At 60.5% G+C, this 15,480-nt stretch carries 11 protein-coding genes; all 11 read left to right on the forward strand.

What is annotated here, in order from left to right; translation table 11 throughout:
• The first annotated feature begins 56 nt into the window (after window positions 1-56).
• The 11 genes from ACOEQ1_RS04640 (at window position 57) to ACOEQ1_RS04690 (ending at window position 15,471) form a co-directional block, all read left to right on the forward strand.
• The gene (locus ACOEQ1_RS04640) at window positions 57-2,525 is read left to right on the forward strand and encodes a tetratricopeptide repeat protein (RefSeq protein WP_419758048.1); all 2,469 of its coding nucleotides are present in this window, start codon (window positions 57-59) and stop codon (window positions 2,523-2,525) included.
• A 201-nt stretch (window positions 2,526-2,726) separates the two neighbouring features.
• Window positions 2,727-3,818, forward strand: a complete 1,092-nt coding sequence (locus ACOEQ1_RS04645; protein ID WP_419758049.1) for a hypothetical protein — start codon at window positions 2,727-2,729, stop codon at window positions 3,816-3,818.
• 118 nt (window positions 3,819-3,936) lie between these two features.
• Window positions 3,937-4,668 (forward strand): alginate O-acetyltransferase AlgX-related protein, encoded by a 732-nt coding sequence (locus ACOEQ1_RS04650; RefSeq protein WP_419758050.1) that lies wholly within the window; start codon window positions 3,937-3,939, stop codon window positions 4,666-4,668.
• 1,240 nt (window positions 4,669-5,908) lie between these two features.
• Window positions 5,909-7,693: a glycosyltransferase gene (locus tag ACOEQ1_RS04655; protein WP_419758051.1), complete on the forward strand. Its 1,785-nt coding sequence runs from the start codon at window positions 5,909-5,911 to the stop codon at window positions 7,691-7,693.
• Window positions 7,694-7,748: 55 nt separating this feature from the next.
• Complete coding sequence (locus ACOEQ1_RS04660; RefSeq protein WP_419758640.1) at window positions 7,749-9,074, forward strand: glycosyltransferase family 4 protein; 1,326 nt, start codon at window positions 7,749-7,751, stop codon at window positions 9,072-9,074.
• A 117-nt stretch (window positions 9,075-9,191) separates the two neighbouring features.
• The gene (locus ACOEQ1_RS04665; protein ID WP_419758052.1) at window positions 9,192-10,298 is read left to right on the forward strand and encodes a hypothetical protein; all 1,107 of its coding nucleotides are present in this window, start codon (window positions 9,192-9,194) and stop codon (window positions 10,296-10,298) included.
• Window positions 10,299-10,323: 25 nt separating this feature from the next.
• Window positions 10,324-12,231 (forward strand): HAD-IIIC family phosphatase, encoded by a 1,908-nt coding sequence (locus tag ACOEQ1_RS04670; protein ID WP_419758053.1) that lies wholly within the window; start codon window positions 10,324-10,326, stop codon window positions 12,229-12,231.
• A 1-nt stretch (window position 12,232) separates the two neighbouring features.
• Entirely contained in the window at window positions 12,233-12,475 is a 243-nt protein-coding gene (locus tag ACOEQ1_RS04675) for an acyl carrier protein (RefSeq protein ID WP_419758054.1), read from the forward strand.
• A 32-nt stretch (window positions 12,476-12,507) separates the two neighbouring features.
• Window positions 12,508-12,948 (forward strand): VOC family protein, encoded by a 441-nt coding sequence (locus tag ACOEQ1_RS04680; RefSeq protein WP_419758055.1) that lies wholly within the window; start codon window positions 12,508-12,510, stop codon window positions 12,946-12,948.
• 8 nt (window positions 12,949-12,956) lie between these two features.
• Window positions 12,957-14,345 (forward strand): tetratricopeptide repeat protein, encoded by a 1,389-nt coding sequence (locus ACOEQ1_RS04685; RefSeq protein WP_419758056.1) that lies wholly within the window; start codon window positions 12,957-12,959, stop codon window positions 14,343-14,345.
• 94 nt (window positions 14,346-14,439) lie between these two features.
• A complete protein-coding gene (locus ACOEQ1_RS04690) occupies window positions 14,440-15,471 on the forward strand; it encodes a hypothetical protein (RefSeq protein WP_419758057.1) in 1,032 nt (343 codons plus the stop codon).
• Window positions 15,472-15,480 lie beyond the last annotated feature (9 nt).

Below are 15,480 nucleotides of genomic sequence, written 5' to 3' on the forward strand. Positions count from 1 at the left end.
AAGCCCGACGGACTTCGACCGCGCCTTCTTCATCCAGGGATGGAACGAACCGAGCGATGAACGACTTCAGCGGGCCGAGCATCGATCCCACCAACGCGCAGGCGACCCTGCGCGCTACGGCGGAGCTTTTGCAAAGCGGCGATTTCTCCACGGCCGAGCGTCTGCTGGGCTGGGCGCTCGATTTCAATCCGGAGCACCCCGGGCTCCTCAGGTGCATGAGCAAACTGCGCTGGAGCGAGGGCCGGGCTGATGAGGCTCTCACCTGGGCCGAGCAAGCGCTGGCGGCGGACCCTGGCGATGCTGAGAACTACGCCTGTCTCGGCCTACTGCGCATGCGCCAGGGCCATCACGTGGAGGCAAGCGAGCTTTTAGCCCGGGCCGTTGAAATCAATACAGAGAATGTGGGATATCTGCGGCTGCTGGCCGAGATCATGGCTCATCTGGGCCGGAGCAGCGAGGCGATTGCGCTTGCCGAGCGTGTGGTCTTGCTGCGGCCCCAAGACATCAGCAGCTACCATTCCCTTGCCGCCCTGCAGCAGCGCTACGGTGATTTCGAAGGTGCTGAAGCGTCGATCCTGACCGCCATCGACAAGGCTCCCGGGAATCCCTTGGCCCTGCGGCGCATGGCGGAGTTCCAACTTGGCCGCGGCAACATCGACACGGCGCGCGTTTGGGCGGCACGGGAACGCGAGAGCGCCGCCGACGACCCAGCGAGCCACGACCTTGAAGCCAGCTTGGCTCTCGCGAGCGGCGATATTGCCGGTGCCGAGGGAGCACTTCGCGCCGCCGCCGGTTTGGGCAAGGCAAACGGATACTACAAACGGCGGCTTAGCGACGTCCTCATGCGCCGCGGTGACAGGACAGGCGCCATCGCCTGGGCCGAGCGAGCAACTGCTGATCATCCGCAGGATCCGGGAGGTCATATCCAGCTCGCTCATCTGTATCTGGCCCAGGGCCAGCGCGATGATGCCTATGCGGTGCTTGAGGCGGCAATCGCTCAGTCTGCCACGCCGAGCGACGCTACACCGTTGATGCGACGGCTGAGCACCTTCGCGCTGCAGAACGGGCAATTGGACGAGGCCATGGGCTGGGCTTCCCGTGCCATCGCGGCTAGTCCGTTCGATGCGGAAAACCACGCCTCCGTGGCATCGTTTCATCTTCAGCTTGGCGAGTTGGTTCCGGCACTCGCGGCGGCAACACGCGCCTATGAACTTGCGCCTGGCACTGCGGCCCATAGCCGCCGCCTAAGCGACATTGCTTGGCGGCGGGGCGAAGCGGAGGCGGCCTTCGAGTGGGCTGCGCGCGCCGTCAGCGTGAACCCAGCCGACCCAAACAATCATGTCCACCAGGCGACTGTTCTGATGCAGAAGGGTCAGAACGAAGCAGCCGAGCCGGTGCTGGCGCGCGCCGTGGAACTTGTACCCCTGGACATCAGGCTGCTCACGCGCCTGAGCGACTTAAAGATGCGCCTCGGCAACCAGGAGGAGGCTTTCGCCCTTGCCGATCGTGCCATCGGCATTGGGCCACGCGACCTCGTAGCCTACAACCATATGGCGACGCTTCATCTTGCTCTCGGCAATCTGGACGCAGCCCACGAAGTTCTCAGCCGAGCGTCCGAAATAGCGTCTGCCAATGTTCAATTGCTGCGGCGTCTTGCCGATGTCGCGCAGCGACGTGGTGACAAGCCTGCCGCTCGCGCCTGGCTTCGGCAGGCGATCGATGCCGATCCGCGAGATCCGAACAGCTACAACCAGCTAGCACTTCTGGAACTCGCAAGTGGCGACAATGACGCCGCTGAAGCGGCGCTGACCCAGGCAACCGAGTTCGCCGGCGGCAACCCGGCCTTCCACCGCCGGTTGAGTGAGGTGTTGGGCCGACGGGGTGACGAACAGGGTGCGTTTCACTGGGCCGAGCGCGCCATCAGCGACTTCCCGGCGGACCCGATAGGTTTTGTGCAGTTCGGCAACCTTCACCTGGCGTCTGGTCGGCTGGATGAAGCCGAAGCCGCTTATCTCCAGGCACTCAAGCTTGCCACAACACCTGCCCAGGCGCTCGTGCCACTGCATCGGCTTAGTGAGGTTGCGACGCGACGGAACGACATCCGCGGCGCGCTTGCCTGGTCGCTGAAGGCGATTGAACGTTCGCCTCGGGAACCTGCCGCATACAACCATCTGGCCGGGCTGCACCTCGTCTATGACAATCTTGCAGCAGCCGAACAGGCGGCTCGGAGGGCCGTTGAGGTCGGGCCGACCGATGTGGCCGCGCTTCGCCGGTTGAGCGACATCGCGCTCCGCCAGGGGAGGATTGAAGTTGCGCTTGACCTTGCGCGTCAGGCCGTCGCCGCGAATGTGGGCGACGCGCAGAGCCATAATCACGAGGCGAGCGTGCGTCTTGCGGCGGGTGATCAGGCCGGGGCGCTGACCGCGCTTGCAAAGGCGCTCAAGCTCGCGCCGAACGACACGGCTGCTCTTCGAAAGGCAGATTATCAGCGGGCGCTGTCGGAGAGCGCTCTCGACCACGTCTGAGCCGGGCGGCAGCGATCTTTACTTGAACGTAATCGGTCACTAGTGTCGAGCTTGTTTCATGGTCGTCGTATCGGCATGATCACGATCGGCCGGCGACAAAACGGTCTGCCATCGAGTGGACTTTCTGAGGCAGATGCAACAGGGGCATGATGATTGAACGCGGCTTCTCCAGGAACGTTTGATTACCAGGGCCGGCCTATCTTGATACAGCCCGGCGGCTTTGCAGGATCGGTCGACAGTGCTCATCTGACGCTCGTGGGCGCAACTTTGGCCGGTTGGGCGGTTTCACATCGCGCCGAAGGCCAGGCTCTGCCGGCGCTGGAGGTCCTTGTGGTGAGCGATCGCAAGGTGATCCACGCAGCCCGGCCCGATCAGCTGAGGACCGACATCGGTGGCAAGTACGGCAATCAGGCGACGATCTCGGGCTTTTCAATCGCGCTGGACATCGCGCTGATCCCTCCGCCGCTGAAAACGAACTTCGCCCTATACGCCTACGACGGCGAAGCGGCGATGCTGCTGCCGGTGACTAGCGATCGAGACCGGCTGAGCGGCCTTGAAGTCTTGTCAGGGCAGGATTTCATCCGCCTCATCCAAAGCCCTTCAACCCGGCTTGCAGATCCGCATACGCTTGCCTATGCGGCCTATCACTGCGTGCGCCGGCTCCCGCCCGATTTCGCCCTCAGGGCTGCGGCTCTTTGTGTCATTGGCTATCGGCTCCTTAACCATGAGGTGGACGACCCGGCGCTTCGCCGTTTCTTTGAGAGCGAAAGCCGCCAGCTCCTCGCCGAGACGCCGAAGATTCCGCGTGGGCTCTTCCTGCGTTGGCATACCTCGGTGCGGCTGATAGCGGGCTACCTCGCCTTCCAGGCCGGCCGGGAGACGGCAGCAACCGAGCATTTCGCTGTCATTCCGAGCTTTGCGGCCGACCTTACCGAATGGCCGCAGGCGCTGACGAATGTTCTACTTGGGCTATTCATCACCGGCTATCTCCGATACCGGGACGGGCAGCGGGATGCAGCCATCGAGGAGTGGTCGCGCGGAGAGGGGATCTTTCGTTTCGGATCTTCGATTGCCGAGTTTCAGAATTTCTACGCCTACGGCGAGGTCGGCAACGCGCTCCGGGTGGTGCAGGAATGTTATATAGCGATGCAGGTGGTGCGTGGGTACGGTCCCATCAGCAATCCATCGCTGGCGCCGCCGGGCACGGACATCGACCTCCGCCGCCTGCCCAGCCCCTTCGCCAAGCTCATCGACGCGGCCAAGCAACGTGTTCCTGTGGAAGCCATGGTCTAGCGCACGACAACGCAGACGATCTAGATCGCATCTATTACGCAAGAAAATGTGTGGCGGGATGATCTACGCTGCCTGCTTCCCGTAGTATTGCCTGCACGAGAGGTTGAGCTTGTCCCGCATGGCGACCGCAATCACGCCAGGTCTTCCGAGCCAGGCCGGCATCGGCGACGAAGGGCAGACCAGCTCCCCTATCGTGCTCCGGTTCGGGCCGCATCTCTTTATCGACGGAGATTCAAATCATATCAACGAGCAGCATCAGGGCCGGCTGCCCATTCCGCTGCCGAGGCAGGAGGCTTGGCTCGCGCTGCTGCGGGCGCGGGCCGGCGCCGCCCGCGCCGCCGGCGCCGAGTTCCTGTTTCTGCTCGCTCCCGACAAGCAAAGCGTCTACCGGCACCTGCTGCCGTCATCCTACACTGCCCGCCCGGCGACCTTCCTCGGCCAGGACCCGGCCGTGATCGACATGGCGCCAGCTCTCGCCGCACTGGCGCAGGTGACGGATGTCTATCCCCGGACCGACAGCCACTGGAACCATGTCGGCGCCTTGGTCGCGGCCCTCGCGGTCCAGAGCCGCCGCCAGCAGACCCTGCCCGACATCCTTCACATTGGGGGGAGACCGCAAACCCTGGGGATCTCGGCAAGAAACTCGACCCTGTCGAGCACTCTACCCGCCCGATCGCCAAATTCCGCCAGCCTGCGGTCCTGCTGCACGACAACATGGTTCCGAACAACGGCCGTGTCCGCATCTTCGCGCGGCCGGTGCCACTGGGCGCCGAACCGCGGCGGCTGCTCCTCTTCGGCGACAGCTTCTCCTACGAACTCACTGAGTTTCTCAAGGAACTTCATGACGTGACCGTGCAGGTGCACAGCCCGGCCATGGACCACGCCTTGCTCGCGGCCTTTCGTCCGCAAATCGTCATCATGGAGCTCACGGAACGGTTCGTCTTCCGCCTGCCGGAGATCGCGGACGGCCACGTTCTGCCCGCCCTGTGGCTGCAGAAGATCGCGCGTCGCGAACGTCTGTTGCCCGCGCGCGGTGCCTCGCCTGAACAGGCAGCGGCGCTGCCGGCCGCCGCTCGGGACGTCCTCTCCTGGGTCGAAGCACTCTTCGAACCCTATCGGCCCCATCTTCGCCCGGATCACGAACACCAGACGGAAGGTGAAACGCCTTTTGAGCCAGCGACCGCCCTCGCGGCGGAGATCGACCGGCTAATTTCACTGCCGGGGCTTGAGGAGCGGCCGCGTGCCGTGCAGGAGCTGCTCAAGGGTCTCGCCCCGAAGATGGCGATGCCGGGCGGCAGCCTTGCCATTGCACTCCATACGGCATCGGTTCGCCCAGCCGAGGCGGCGGGAATATTGGCCGCCAGACCCGAATTCAGTGAATTTGCGACGATCTCGTCGCTGCCGCGCGCGCTGCAGGTGATGGCGCTCGGCGCCATGCGGAGCGCCGGGCGCCACCGGCAGATGTTCGCCTGCCTCCGTCTGGCCTGCTCCCGGTCTCCGGGCGGCAGCGCCACGAGCGGTGAGGTTCTGGCCTTCGCTCTCGACACGCTCTGCCGTATGCGTCCCCGCCGGCATCGGCGGGTGGAAGCGAGCCTCGCATCCCGTCTGGCGGCGGCGCCGCTCCTCGGCTCCACGGAGCACCATGTGCTTTGCCGCTATTTGCTCGATGTCGGGCGACCCGATGATGCGGCGGTCCGGCTGCGGATCTTCATCGCCGAATGCGATTCCGATCCGTGGCCCGTGGCGACGCTGGCGCGGCTGCTCTGGGCGGAAGGAAATGCTGAGGCCGCACGTCGCGAAATCACGTTGGCGTGGGGCCGGATGGCCTCAGATCCTGATCTTGCGGCCTTGATGACGCAGCTGTCACAATCCTGACTTGCATCATTTCATTGGCATTACATCTGCGTCTAAACAACAGTCCCGTCAAGTCCTTGCTGGTGAGAAATGGCCGGGGATGTAGAAAGTTCAGATGCCCCATTGAAATATTCCCATGAAAGAGTTAGTTGCGGTGCAGCATCATGCAGAGTGGGTAATGACGCGGCCTATAGGTCAATAGAAATGATTTTTTCTACTAGAGCCGGTTAGGTCCGGTGAGTGTAGCCGGCAATATCGAATCGATTGCCTTTTGTTCCGCACTCGGCGGGTGGCTTGTTCTCGGCTGGATCGGGCTGGGCTGGGAGAACGAGCACGGTGACTGTGAGGCGGCTGTCACCTTCAGCGGCCGGACGCTCACCGCCGAGCCTGTCATCTGCGTCTTCGACCGTGCCGATGTCCGCAAGCTGGGCACCGGAATGGTCGTGTTCATTCCCGATCAGCGCGACCTGCGCGGGGCGCCGCATGACCTTACACTCCGTTATGGCGCTTCCATCTTCTACTCGGCGCTGAACGGCGCCCAGACGCCTGAACAACGCACCCAGATCGCACACGCCCGCAGCCTGCTGGCCCATGCGGTCCGATCCGAGCAGTGGAAAACGCTCATCAACATGCTCGACCGTCCGATTTTTACGGGGGTCGATACGCTCGACACGTTCGAGCGGCCCGTCTTCCTCCAGCTCGACCTCGCCTACGTTTGTCCGCCTCACGGGCTCTGGATTTTCGGCTGGACGCTCGATCCGTTCGCCATCGTGAAATCCATGGTGCTGCGGTGCGGAGGCCGCCGGGCGTTGATCGATCCCAAGACCTGGATTCCCATCTCGCGGGCCGATGTACGAGACGGCTTCTCCGACAGGTTTGGCGGCCTCAGCGCAAAGTGCGGGTTCCTCGCCTATCTCGGCGATGTCTACGTTCCCGGCGAGACTGCCTACGCCGAAGTCGAAACCATCCACGGCGAGGTTGGCTTCAAATCGATGGCGGCGATCCGTAGTGCCGGCGTCGATACGATCAAGGACCTCCTTGCCCGGCTGGACCTGCGCTACACCGAGTTGGTCCGCGGCTACGACAACGTCGTCGGCCCGGCTGTCGAGGCGATCAACGCATTCCGGCTCCGGAACAGGCCCGACTACAAGGTCATCCAGTTCGGCGTTCCCCCGGCGCGGCCGAAGTCCTCGGTCATCGTGCCGCTCTACGGCCGGATAGACTTCATGGAGTATCAACTCGCGTTCTTCTCGCGCACCCTGTCGCACGACCACGAGTTGATCTACGTGCTCGACGACCCGTCCCAGATCCGCGCGACCGAGCATCTTGCCGCTTCCTGCCTGGCGCGTTTCGAGAAGCCCTTCGTTCTCGTCGCAATGGGCGAAAACCTGGGCTATGCGCCGGCGAACAATGTCGGCCTCGAGGTTGCCCGGGGCGAGTATGTCTGCTTTCTCAATTCCGACGTCTTCCCCGATGAGCCTCGCTGGCTCGACTACATGGTCGAGACAGCCGAGAGCGATCCCGACATCGGCGCCGTCGGCGCGCTTCTAGTCTTCGAGGACGAGACGACACAGCATGACGGCTGCACCTATGAGCGCCTCTCGGAACTCGGCAACTGGTTCTTCTGCCAGCATCCAAACAAGGGCTTCCTGTTCGAAGAGCAGCGGAATGTGCACGCCGTAGATGCCGTGACCGGTGCTTGCCTTCTGCTGTCGGCCGAGGTGGCACGGTCAGTGGGGGGCTTCGACGAAGGCTATGTGATCGGTGATTTCGAAGATGCCGATCTCTGCGAAAAGGTGAAGGCTCTCGGGAAGTTTTGCGTGGTCGACCGGCGCGCCAGGCTCTACCACCTGGAGCGGCAATCGCAGGGCAATCAACAGGATTGGCGCTTCAACCTGACCCTCTACAATGCGTGGCGCTTCCAGAAGCGGTGGGCGTCCGACGAGCTTGCCGCCGGGCGCCTGACCACTAGAAACCCAATGCTCGTGCGAACCTTCCAAGACAGTTCCGTCGATGGATGATCTGGCGAACGTGCTCTATCCGGCCGCGATGAGCACAATACCAAGCGTGCTTATCATGACCCACTCGCATCCGAGAGAGACGCGTGGGGGCGCCGAGATTGCGGCGCTGACCTTGTTCCAGGCGCTGAAGGGCCGTTCAGCCCGTACGTGGTTTCTCGGCTGTGCCGGCGTCAGGAGTGAATACCGCCTGGGCGCCACGCTGACGCAGCCCTACGGGCCGGATGACTATCTCTACCATCCGGGAGCGGAGTTCGATTACTTCAAGTTTGCCAATCCGGACCCGAATTTCCCGAAGGCACTCGGCAAGCTCGTCTCGGAGCTGAGGCCCGACATCGTGCACTCCCACCATTTCGCGCGTTTCGGCGTCGAATGTTTCTCTGTCATCAAGCGCCACTCGCCGGATACCCGGATCGTCCTCAGCCTTCATGAGTTTCTGGCGATCTGCAACCACCACGGACAGATGGTTAAGACAAAAACGTTACATCTTTGTGAACGGGAGAGCTACAGCGACTGCGCCAACTGCTTCCCGCAGTTCAGGCAGCGGGATTTCTTTCTCCGCAAGCGCTATATCCAGACATTCTTCGCCGATATCGATCTCTTCATCTCGCCGAGCCGGTTCCTGGCTGACCGATTTCGGGAGTGGGGGTTGCCCGAGCAAAAGATCGCGGTGCTCGAGAATATGCCGCCGGCTGTTCATGGCAATGCCTCGGATCTGGCCCTGCCGGAACCTGCAGCCGCAAGGCCATCATCGAGACGTGTCAAAGCTGGTGCGAGCGCAAGCGGGGCGGGAAGCGTGCAGGCAACCGCACCGGCGCGTCCGCTGCGGTTCGGTTTCTTCGGCCAGATGTCTCCGCTCAAAGGCATTTCGGTCCTCATCGACGCTGCCAAGCTTCTCAACAAGATGGGTCTCCGCGGCGCGATCATCGACATTTACGGTGACTATTCGAACCAGCCGCCGATCTTCCAGGCTGCGGTGGTGGAGGCGCTGGCCGAGGCCGGGCAGAGCGTCTCCTACCATGGGGCCTACGACAACCGTGATGTGCACAGGCTGATGCAGCGCATGGACGCGATCGTGGTTCCGTCGACGTGGTGGGAAAACTCCCCGGTCGTCATCCAGGAGGCATTTGCGAACGGGAAGCCGGTAATTTGTTCCGATATCGGCGGTATGGCGGAAAAGGTGGTTCCTGGGGTTAACGGGATGCACTTCTCGGTTGGCCAGGCGGCCAGCCTCGCCGGGGCAATCATGGATCTTGTTGATCACCCTGAGCGTCTCTGTGAGATGGCGGTCACCATGCGGCGTCCTGTGGATCTCGATACGGCGCTGGACGCGCATCTCGACCTTTATCGGGCGATGTTACCGCAACGACTTGACGTTGTTTGAGTTTCAGCCGGCCGCGTAAGGAAATCCTGATTTTTTAACGCAACCCCAATTATTTTGCTTGGGAATTTGTCGCCGATATCAGATTATGTGCTCAAGATTTAGCGGGGGCTTTCCTTCATGATTACAGGCTCAATCGACAAGCTCACGCCGCAGGGCGCCATCGGCTGGCTTTATCATCGCGAGCTTATGGAGCCTGTGAGGATCCGCGCGTTCCTCGACAACGAACTCATCGGTGAGACATTGGCGAGCTCCTACCGGGCTGACCTGCACCAGGTCGGCCTTGGTGATGGGCATTGTGGATTCGACATGAGCTTTACCCGGCCGATCAGCGAATCCCATCTTCCATTCATCAAGATCAAGCCTGACAGCATCGATCTCAGCCTCTCGCTCACCGGCAAGGCGGTGTACCTCGATCTGTTGCACGCCGTGCTTTCCAACGCCCATGGCGCCGGACGCAATCGCAGCATTCTGGGGGGGCTCTGGACGGACCGAACCGATGCCGCCCAAATCTTGACAGGTCGCCTGGCGGTTGGGTCCTGCGTCGCCGACATGCAGCCCATGCTGCAGGAACTCATCGCGAACGGGTTCGTCGTGCTGCCGGGTGTGCTGGCTCCAAACGGAATGACGCGGAAGGATGCGCTCGCTCTCGATCTCCAGGGCAAGAGCATCGCCCAGGACGTTGACCGGGACGCGCGGCTCCGCGAAGCGCTCGACACCTTGGCGAAACTTATTTTCCGGGATGTGGCTGTTCGCCTTCTCCGCGCCGTGTTCGACGACCACCCGGTGATCTATAGCCTCGACAAGATCGAGGAGGAGATGGAGTTCCATCAGGCAGCCTCGTTGGAGGCTCTGCCGTCGCCGGCTGAAAGTCTGCTGCTCTACGTAGGTTTCCCGGGCGGCAACAGCCGGCTCGACTTTATCCGTGAAAGCCATGAGATGGCTGAGTTCGGGCCGAGCGGCAAGTCGCGTTGGACCTTCGAAGGGGCGAGTGACCTAGGCTCGCTCGCGAAGCAGGAGGGGCTCTCCATCGGCGAGGCGGAGTTCGGCAATCTCGACATCGTTGTGGTCAGTCCAGGCCTCGTCCACCGCGTCAGCGGTTCCTCACGGGCGCCGGTACTGGCTGCATTTGCAACACCCCGGCGCATAACGCCGCTGCGTTTTCTGTCAGGGAGCGACAGCTGGGTCGAGGTTAATCACGTATCGGGTGCACGCATCCGTATCTGACATTGGCCCGGAGACAAGCTTCACGATGAATGCCGCACCCTCTCTGCATTGGCTACCTGTCGATGATGATTGGCGCGCGCGGCTCAAGGCCTTCCGCAACGGACATGAACTGTCGCGTGAAACTTGGGCCGAGGCCATCGGCATAGCCAAGCTGCGCCTCGACTTCACGGCCACGAATGCGCTCGATCAAGCGGTCCAGATGAGGTTCAGCGCCGGGCCGCCAGAAGGTCTCACCACCAAGCCGGTGCGTCTCGCGGTTCTCGGATCCTCCACGTCGAACCACCTCATTCCGGCCATACGGGTGGCGGCGCTCAGGCGCGGCATCTGGCTTCACGTCTACGAGACGAACTACGGGCAATATTTCCAGGAACTCGTCGACGCCTCATCCGATCTGCACGCGTTCAAGCCGACGGCGCTGTTGTTCGCTCTCGACGCCTTCGAGCTTGCGCAAGGTGTCACCGCCGGGATGACGGATCCCGTCGCCGCGGGCGCGATCGACGATGTCATGCAGAAGATCGAGAACTGCTGGAAGCTCACGCGTGACGCCTTTCGTGGCCATATCATCCAGCAGGCCGCGCTTGACGTATTTCCAAGCATCATCGGAGAGAACGACCACCGGCTGATTGGATCGCGCTCCGCCTTCATCACCAGACTTAACGAGCGGCTGCGCCAGGCGACCCAGGCCGGAGGCGTCGACCTCCTGGCTCTCGACCGTCGCGCGGCGCGGGATGGGCTTTTCAGCTGGTTCAACCCGGCGCTTTGGCACCGCTCGAAGCAGGAGGTCGCGCCGGCAGCTGCCCCGGTTTATGGCGATCTCGTGGGGCGCCTGCTTGCCGCGAAGCAGGGGTTGTCATCCAAATGTCTCGTCCTCGATCTCGACAATACCCTCTGGGGTGGCGTGATCGGTGACGACGGGTTGGAAGGCATCGTTCTCGGCCAAGGCAGTGCGTCAGGGGAAGCCTTCGTCGCGGTTCAGGATTATGCCCGCGAGCAAGCGAGGCGCGGCATCATTCTCGCCGTCTGCTCGAAGAACGACGATGCGGTCGCCCGCGAGCCTTTCGAGAAGCACCCCGACATGGTGCTCAAGATCGGCGACATCGCTTGCTTTGTCGCCAATTGGCAGGACAAGGCCTCCAACCTGCGCCATATCGCCGAGCGGCTGAACATCGGCATCGATTCGCTCGTCTTCCTCGACGACAACCCCTTCGAGCGCGCACTGATCCGCCGGGAACTGCCGATGGTCGCGGTGCCTGAGGTTTCGGAGGATGCCGCGCTCTACCCTTATGCCCTCGCGGATGCCGGCTATTTCGAAAGCGCCGTGGTGACGGACGAGGATCGCGAGCGCTCCGCGCAATATCAGGGCAACACACAGCGCGAGACGCTGCGGGAAAGCTCGACCGACATGAACTCCTATCTCCGCAGCCTGGAGATGAAGCTCATCTGGCGGCGTTTCGATCAGATCGGCCTGCAGCGTGTCGTGCAGCTGATCAACAAGACCAATCAGTTTAATCTGACGACACGCCGATACACGGAAACTGACGTCCAGTCGATGATGTCCGACCCACGCGCGGTCGGGCTGCAGCTGCGTCTTACCGATCGCTTTGGCGATAACGGGATCATTGGCATCGTCATCGGCCGGCTGCTGGATGACGGCGCGATGCTGATCGACACTTGGCTCATGAGCTGCCGCGTTCTGGGGCGTCAGGTAGAACAAGCAACCTTGAACCTGTTGGTCGAAGCGGCCAAAAGCGTTGGGGCGAACTCTCTCATAGGTGAATACAAGCCAACCCCGAAGAACGGGATGGTAGAGAAACATTATGAGAAGCTCGGCTTCGGTGTCGTTTCCCTGCATGAGGATGGCGCAAGTCGCAGCAATCTCGATCTGACCCGCTTCGCCGCGTGGCCGATTCCAATCACGACAGTTGAGGGATAAAATGACGACGGAACCCCAGGCCTACGAAGGGCTCGCAGAGATCTTCGGTGACGTGTTCATGCGCGACGATATCGCGCTCAAGCCGGAGCTCACGGCCAAGGACGTCGAAGGGTGGGATTCGTTCAAGCAGATCGAGATCGTCATGGCGGTTGAAGAAAAGTTTGGGATCAAGTTCCAGACCTGCGATCTCGACACGATGAAGAACGTCGGCGATCTCGTGCGCCTCGTAACAATGAAAAGCTAGCTGCGAACTGCTCAACACGACGGAGCGGGACGTTGAAATTTGATCATGTTGGGATAGTCGTAGCTTCCATGGCCGCGGGGAGGGATCACCTTTCGGCCCTCTTCGGTATTGGCCGCTGGTCGGAAGAATTTGCCGACACAGGCATTGGCGTCAATGTCCAGTTCGGAAGAGATCCTTCGGGTATCTGCTACGAGATCGTCGCGCCCCTACGTGAGGACAGTCCGGTGACACGGGCGCTTAATGCGCGGGACCGCATCCTGAACCACGTCGCCTATCTGGTGCCGGATCTGGAGGCCGAAGCCGCACGTGTTCGCGAAATTCGCTGCATGCCCGCCGGGCCGGCGATGCCAGCGGTAGCTTATGGCGGCAGGCGTGTGCAGTTCTTTGTTTCTCCCCTGTACTTTATCATCGAACTCATCGAAGCGCCCGGCCACGCCCATCGATACCTTGATGCGCCGACCGCGGCGAGCTAGAGGGGGCAGTGACTGATCTAATCGTTTGTTGCTGCATTCTATTAGCACTTATCGTCGTCGTGGGTTTCCTGCTGACGCGGAACCGCAAAGCCGATCATATTCTTTTCAATCGGTCGCGTGCAAAAAAGGCGCTGACCGAAGAAACTAAACGCCAGTTCAGAGCCCGAGGTTGGCTTGTTAGACGTGACGAAGCGCTGATTAATCTAGGCATTGACTTCTCAGTCGAGTGCCCACTTGCAACGTTTGAAGTTGTTTGCCTGGATCAGTCCTTGACACGTTTTCTCTCCGAAACTGCCATCCTGGAAAGATTCGAGATCCTGGCACGGCAATTCCGGCTCAGAAAAGCTTGTCTCATTGTTGTCACAGACGGCAGCCAAACAAAAGGCTTTGTTAAATCGGCTCAAGATCGAAAGTTGGTGCTGCTGCGACTCTCGGAGGTCGAGTTCGTCACTCAAATTATAACCTATGTCGATCTCCTCCCGGATACACTCGATGATGTGACGCTTCGCGCGATGGAAGGCAACTCTGCCACCTGCGCTAGCCTGATGTATCGCTTGAGCAAAAAAGGAGAGAAAGCCAAGGCGATAGAGTGGGGTAAGAGGGCCTTGAAAGCCTATGCCGGATATTTTGTTCACAACGCTCTCTTTTTTCTTCTCATCGATAACGATGATCTCGACGAGGCCGAAAAAATTGGCCAAGAAGCCTTGTCGTTTAAACCCAAAGATGCATCCGCTTTTTATCGTGGCTTTCAGAAGATAGCGTTTAAAAGAGGCAACGGTTCGGACGCGGTAAGTTGGGCAGAACGCTGGGTAAAGGCCGAACCCGGCAACAGCCAAGCTTACGCCAACTTGGCCACTATCCACCAGGAGCAAGGCGATCTCGCCTTTGCCAGTTCGAACATAAACAAAGCGATGGAACTAGATCCGGCGAATCCGGACTTGCTACGGCGGGCGACGTTACTTTCCGTTCGTGCAAATAATCTTGATGACGCATTCGACTACGCAACGAAGTGGGTCTCATATGCAGCAGGTGACGTTGGAGCATATGAAACTCTGGCGGACGTGCTGTTGAAACAAGCTCGCTACGACGAGGCCGCCGCATCGATAACCGAGGCTATGTCCATCCAATCCGACAGGCCAAGCCTTTTACGCAAAGCCTCTCTTGTTGCTCTTCAACGGGGCGATCTGCCGGCTTCTATCCAGTTCGCGGAGCGCTGGCGCTTTGTAGCGCCAACCGATGCCTGGGCACATGACCACCTCTCAACCATCTACCTACGTGGAGCAAGATTCGAGTTGGCGCAGGTTTCCAACTCCAAGGCTCGGGAGCTAGATCCAAACAATCTGAATTTTCTTCGGCGCGGAGAACAGATCGAAGCTCAAGCTGGGAAGTCATGCTGAACCCTGAGGGGCGAGGAGTGGCCTTGAGCAAAACCACTCGGCCGCAGGATGGAAGTCTGGGCTTCAACGCAGGTAGGACACGAACCAGCTTAAGATGCTCCTTGTGTTCAAGCTGGTCATCTTTCTATCAACGCATATCCGGATAATGAAGCAGAGTGCGATGCGAAGGACGATCTACAGGAGCACGAACCTACATGTGTTTTCTAATCAGGGCGTGACCGCTCCGGAAAATGGCATCGTTGTCGGTTTTCAGAATTGGAGGCCCACGCAGGGTCTTGATGATCCAGGGTTCGGTGAAACCTTCTTGGACAAGAACCGTCTTGCCGGCGTCTTCGTTAACTGCATCAGCAATGCCTGGTGGCAGTATGACGACTTGCCGCAAGCTCTTGCGGCTGTAGCATCGGCTGCGGCTCCCTTCGAGCAGCGCATTACGTATGGCTCAAGCATGGGGGGATATGCAGCGCTCCGCTTTGCTGATCTCATCGGTGCAACCCTGGTAATCGCAGCTTCGCCGCAATTTTCGCCGCGACACGAAGTGGTTCCTGTTGAAACCCGTTATATGAAGGCGATATGCGGCGTCAATTTCAAGTATGAGGACGGATTACTCCCGTTTAAAGACATCACCCGTTATCTGTTGTATGATCCTCTATTGAAGGTAGATAGAGAGCAGGTGCAACGTTATGCCGCCTTCGGCAGTGTACACCTCGTGCCCATGCCTGCGTCAGGTCATCCGTGTCTTTCCCTTCTTTTGGATCAAGAGGGACTTTCAAGCACTGTCAAGCTCATGATGAGCGGACACTTCAACATCGCCGAATTCAGGACCGAACAGCGCCACCTGCGTCGAACCACCTTTCGATACTGGGAGCAACTTAGCTTCAGGTTCGCCGAGCGGCAGAGGTTTGTGTTAGCCTCACGGATAGCTGAGAAAGCCGCTGAACATTTTCTTGATCACAGAGATAGAGCGCTGTCGCTTGCTTTGCGTTGGACCCTCTACGCCGGAGATCATGTTCGGGCTGGGATGATTACGACACGCATATCGGCTGGGTATCCAGATGCAGTGCGGCTTTGGACAGAAGCCTTCGAACACCGTCGCCGGGTCTTAGCACGACAGAGCGGCACGACATAGCCGAGAGAC

Source organism: Acidisoma sp. (assembly GCF_965199065.1).
Lineage (GTDB): Bacteria > Pseudomonadota > Alphaproteobacteria > Acetobacterales > Acetobacteraceae > Acidisoma.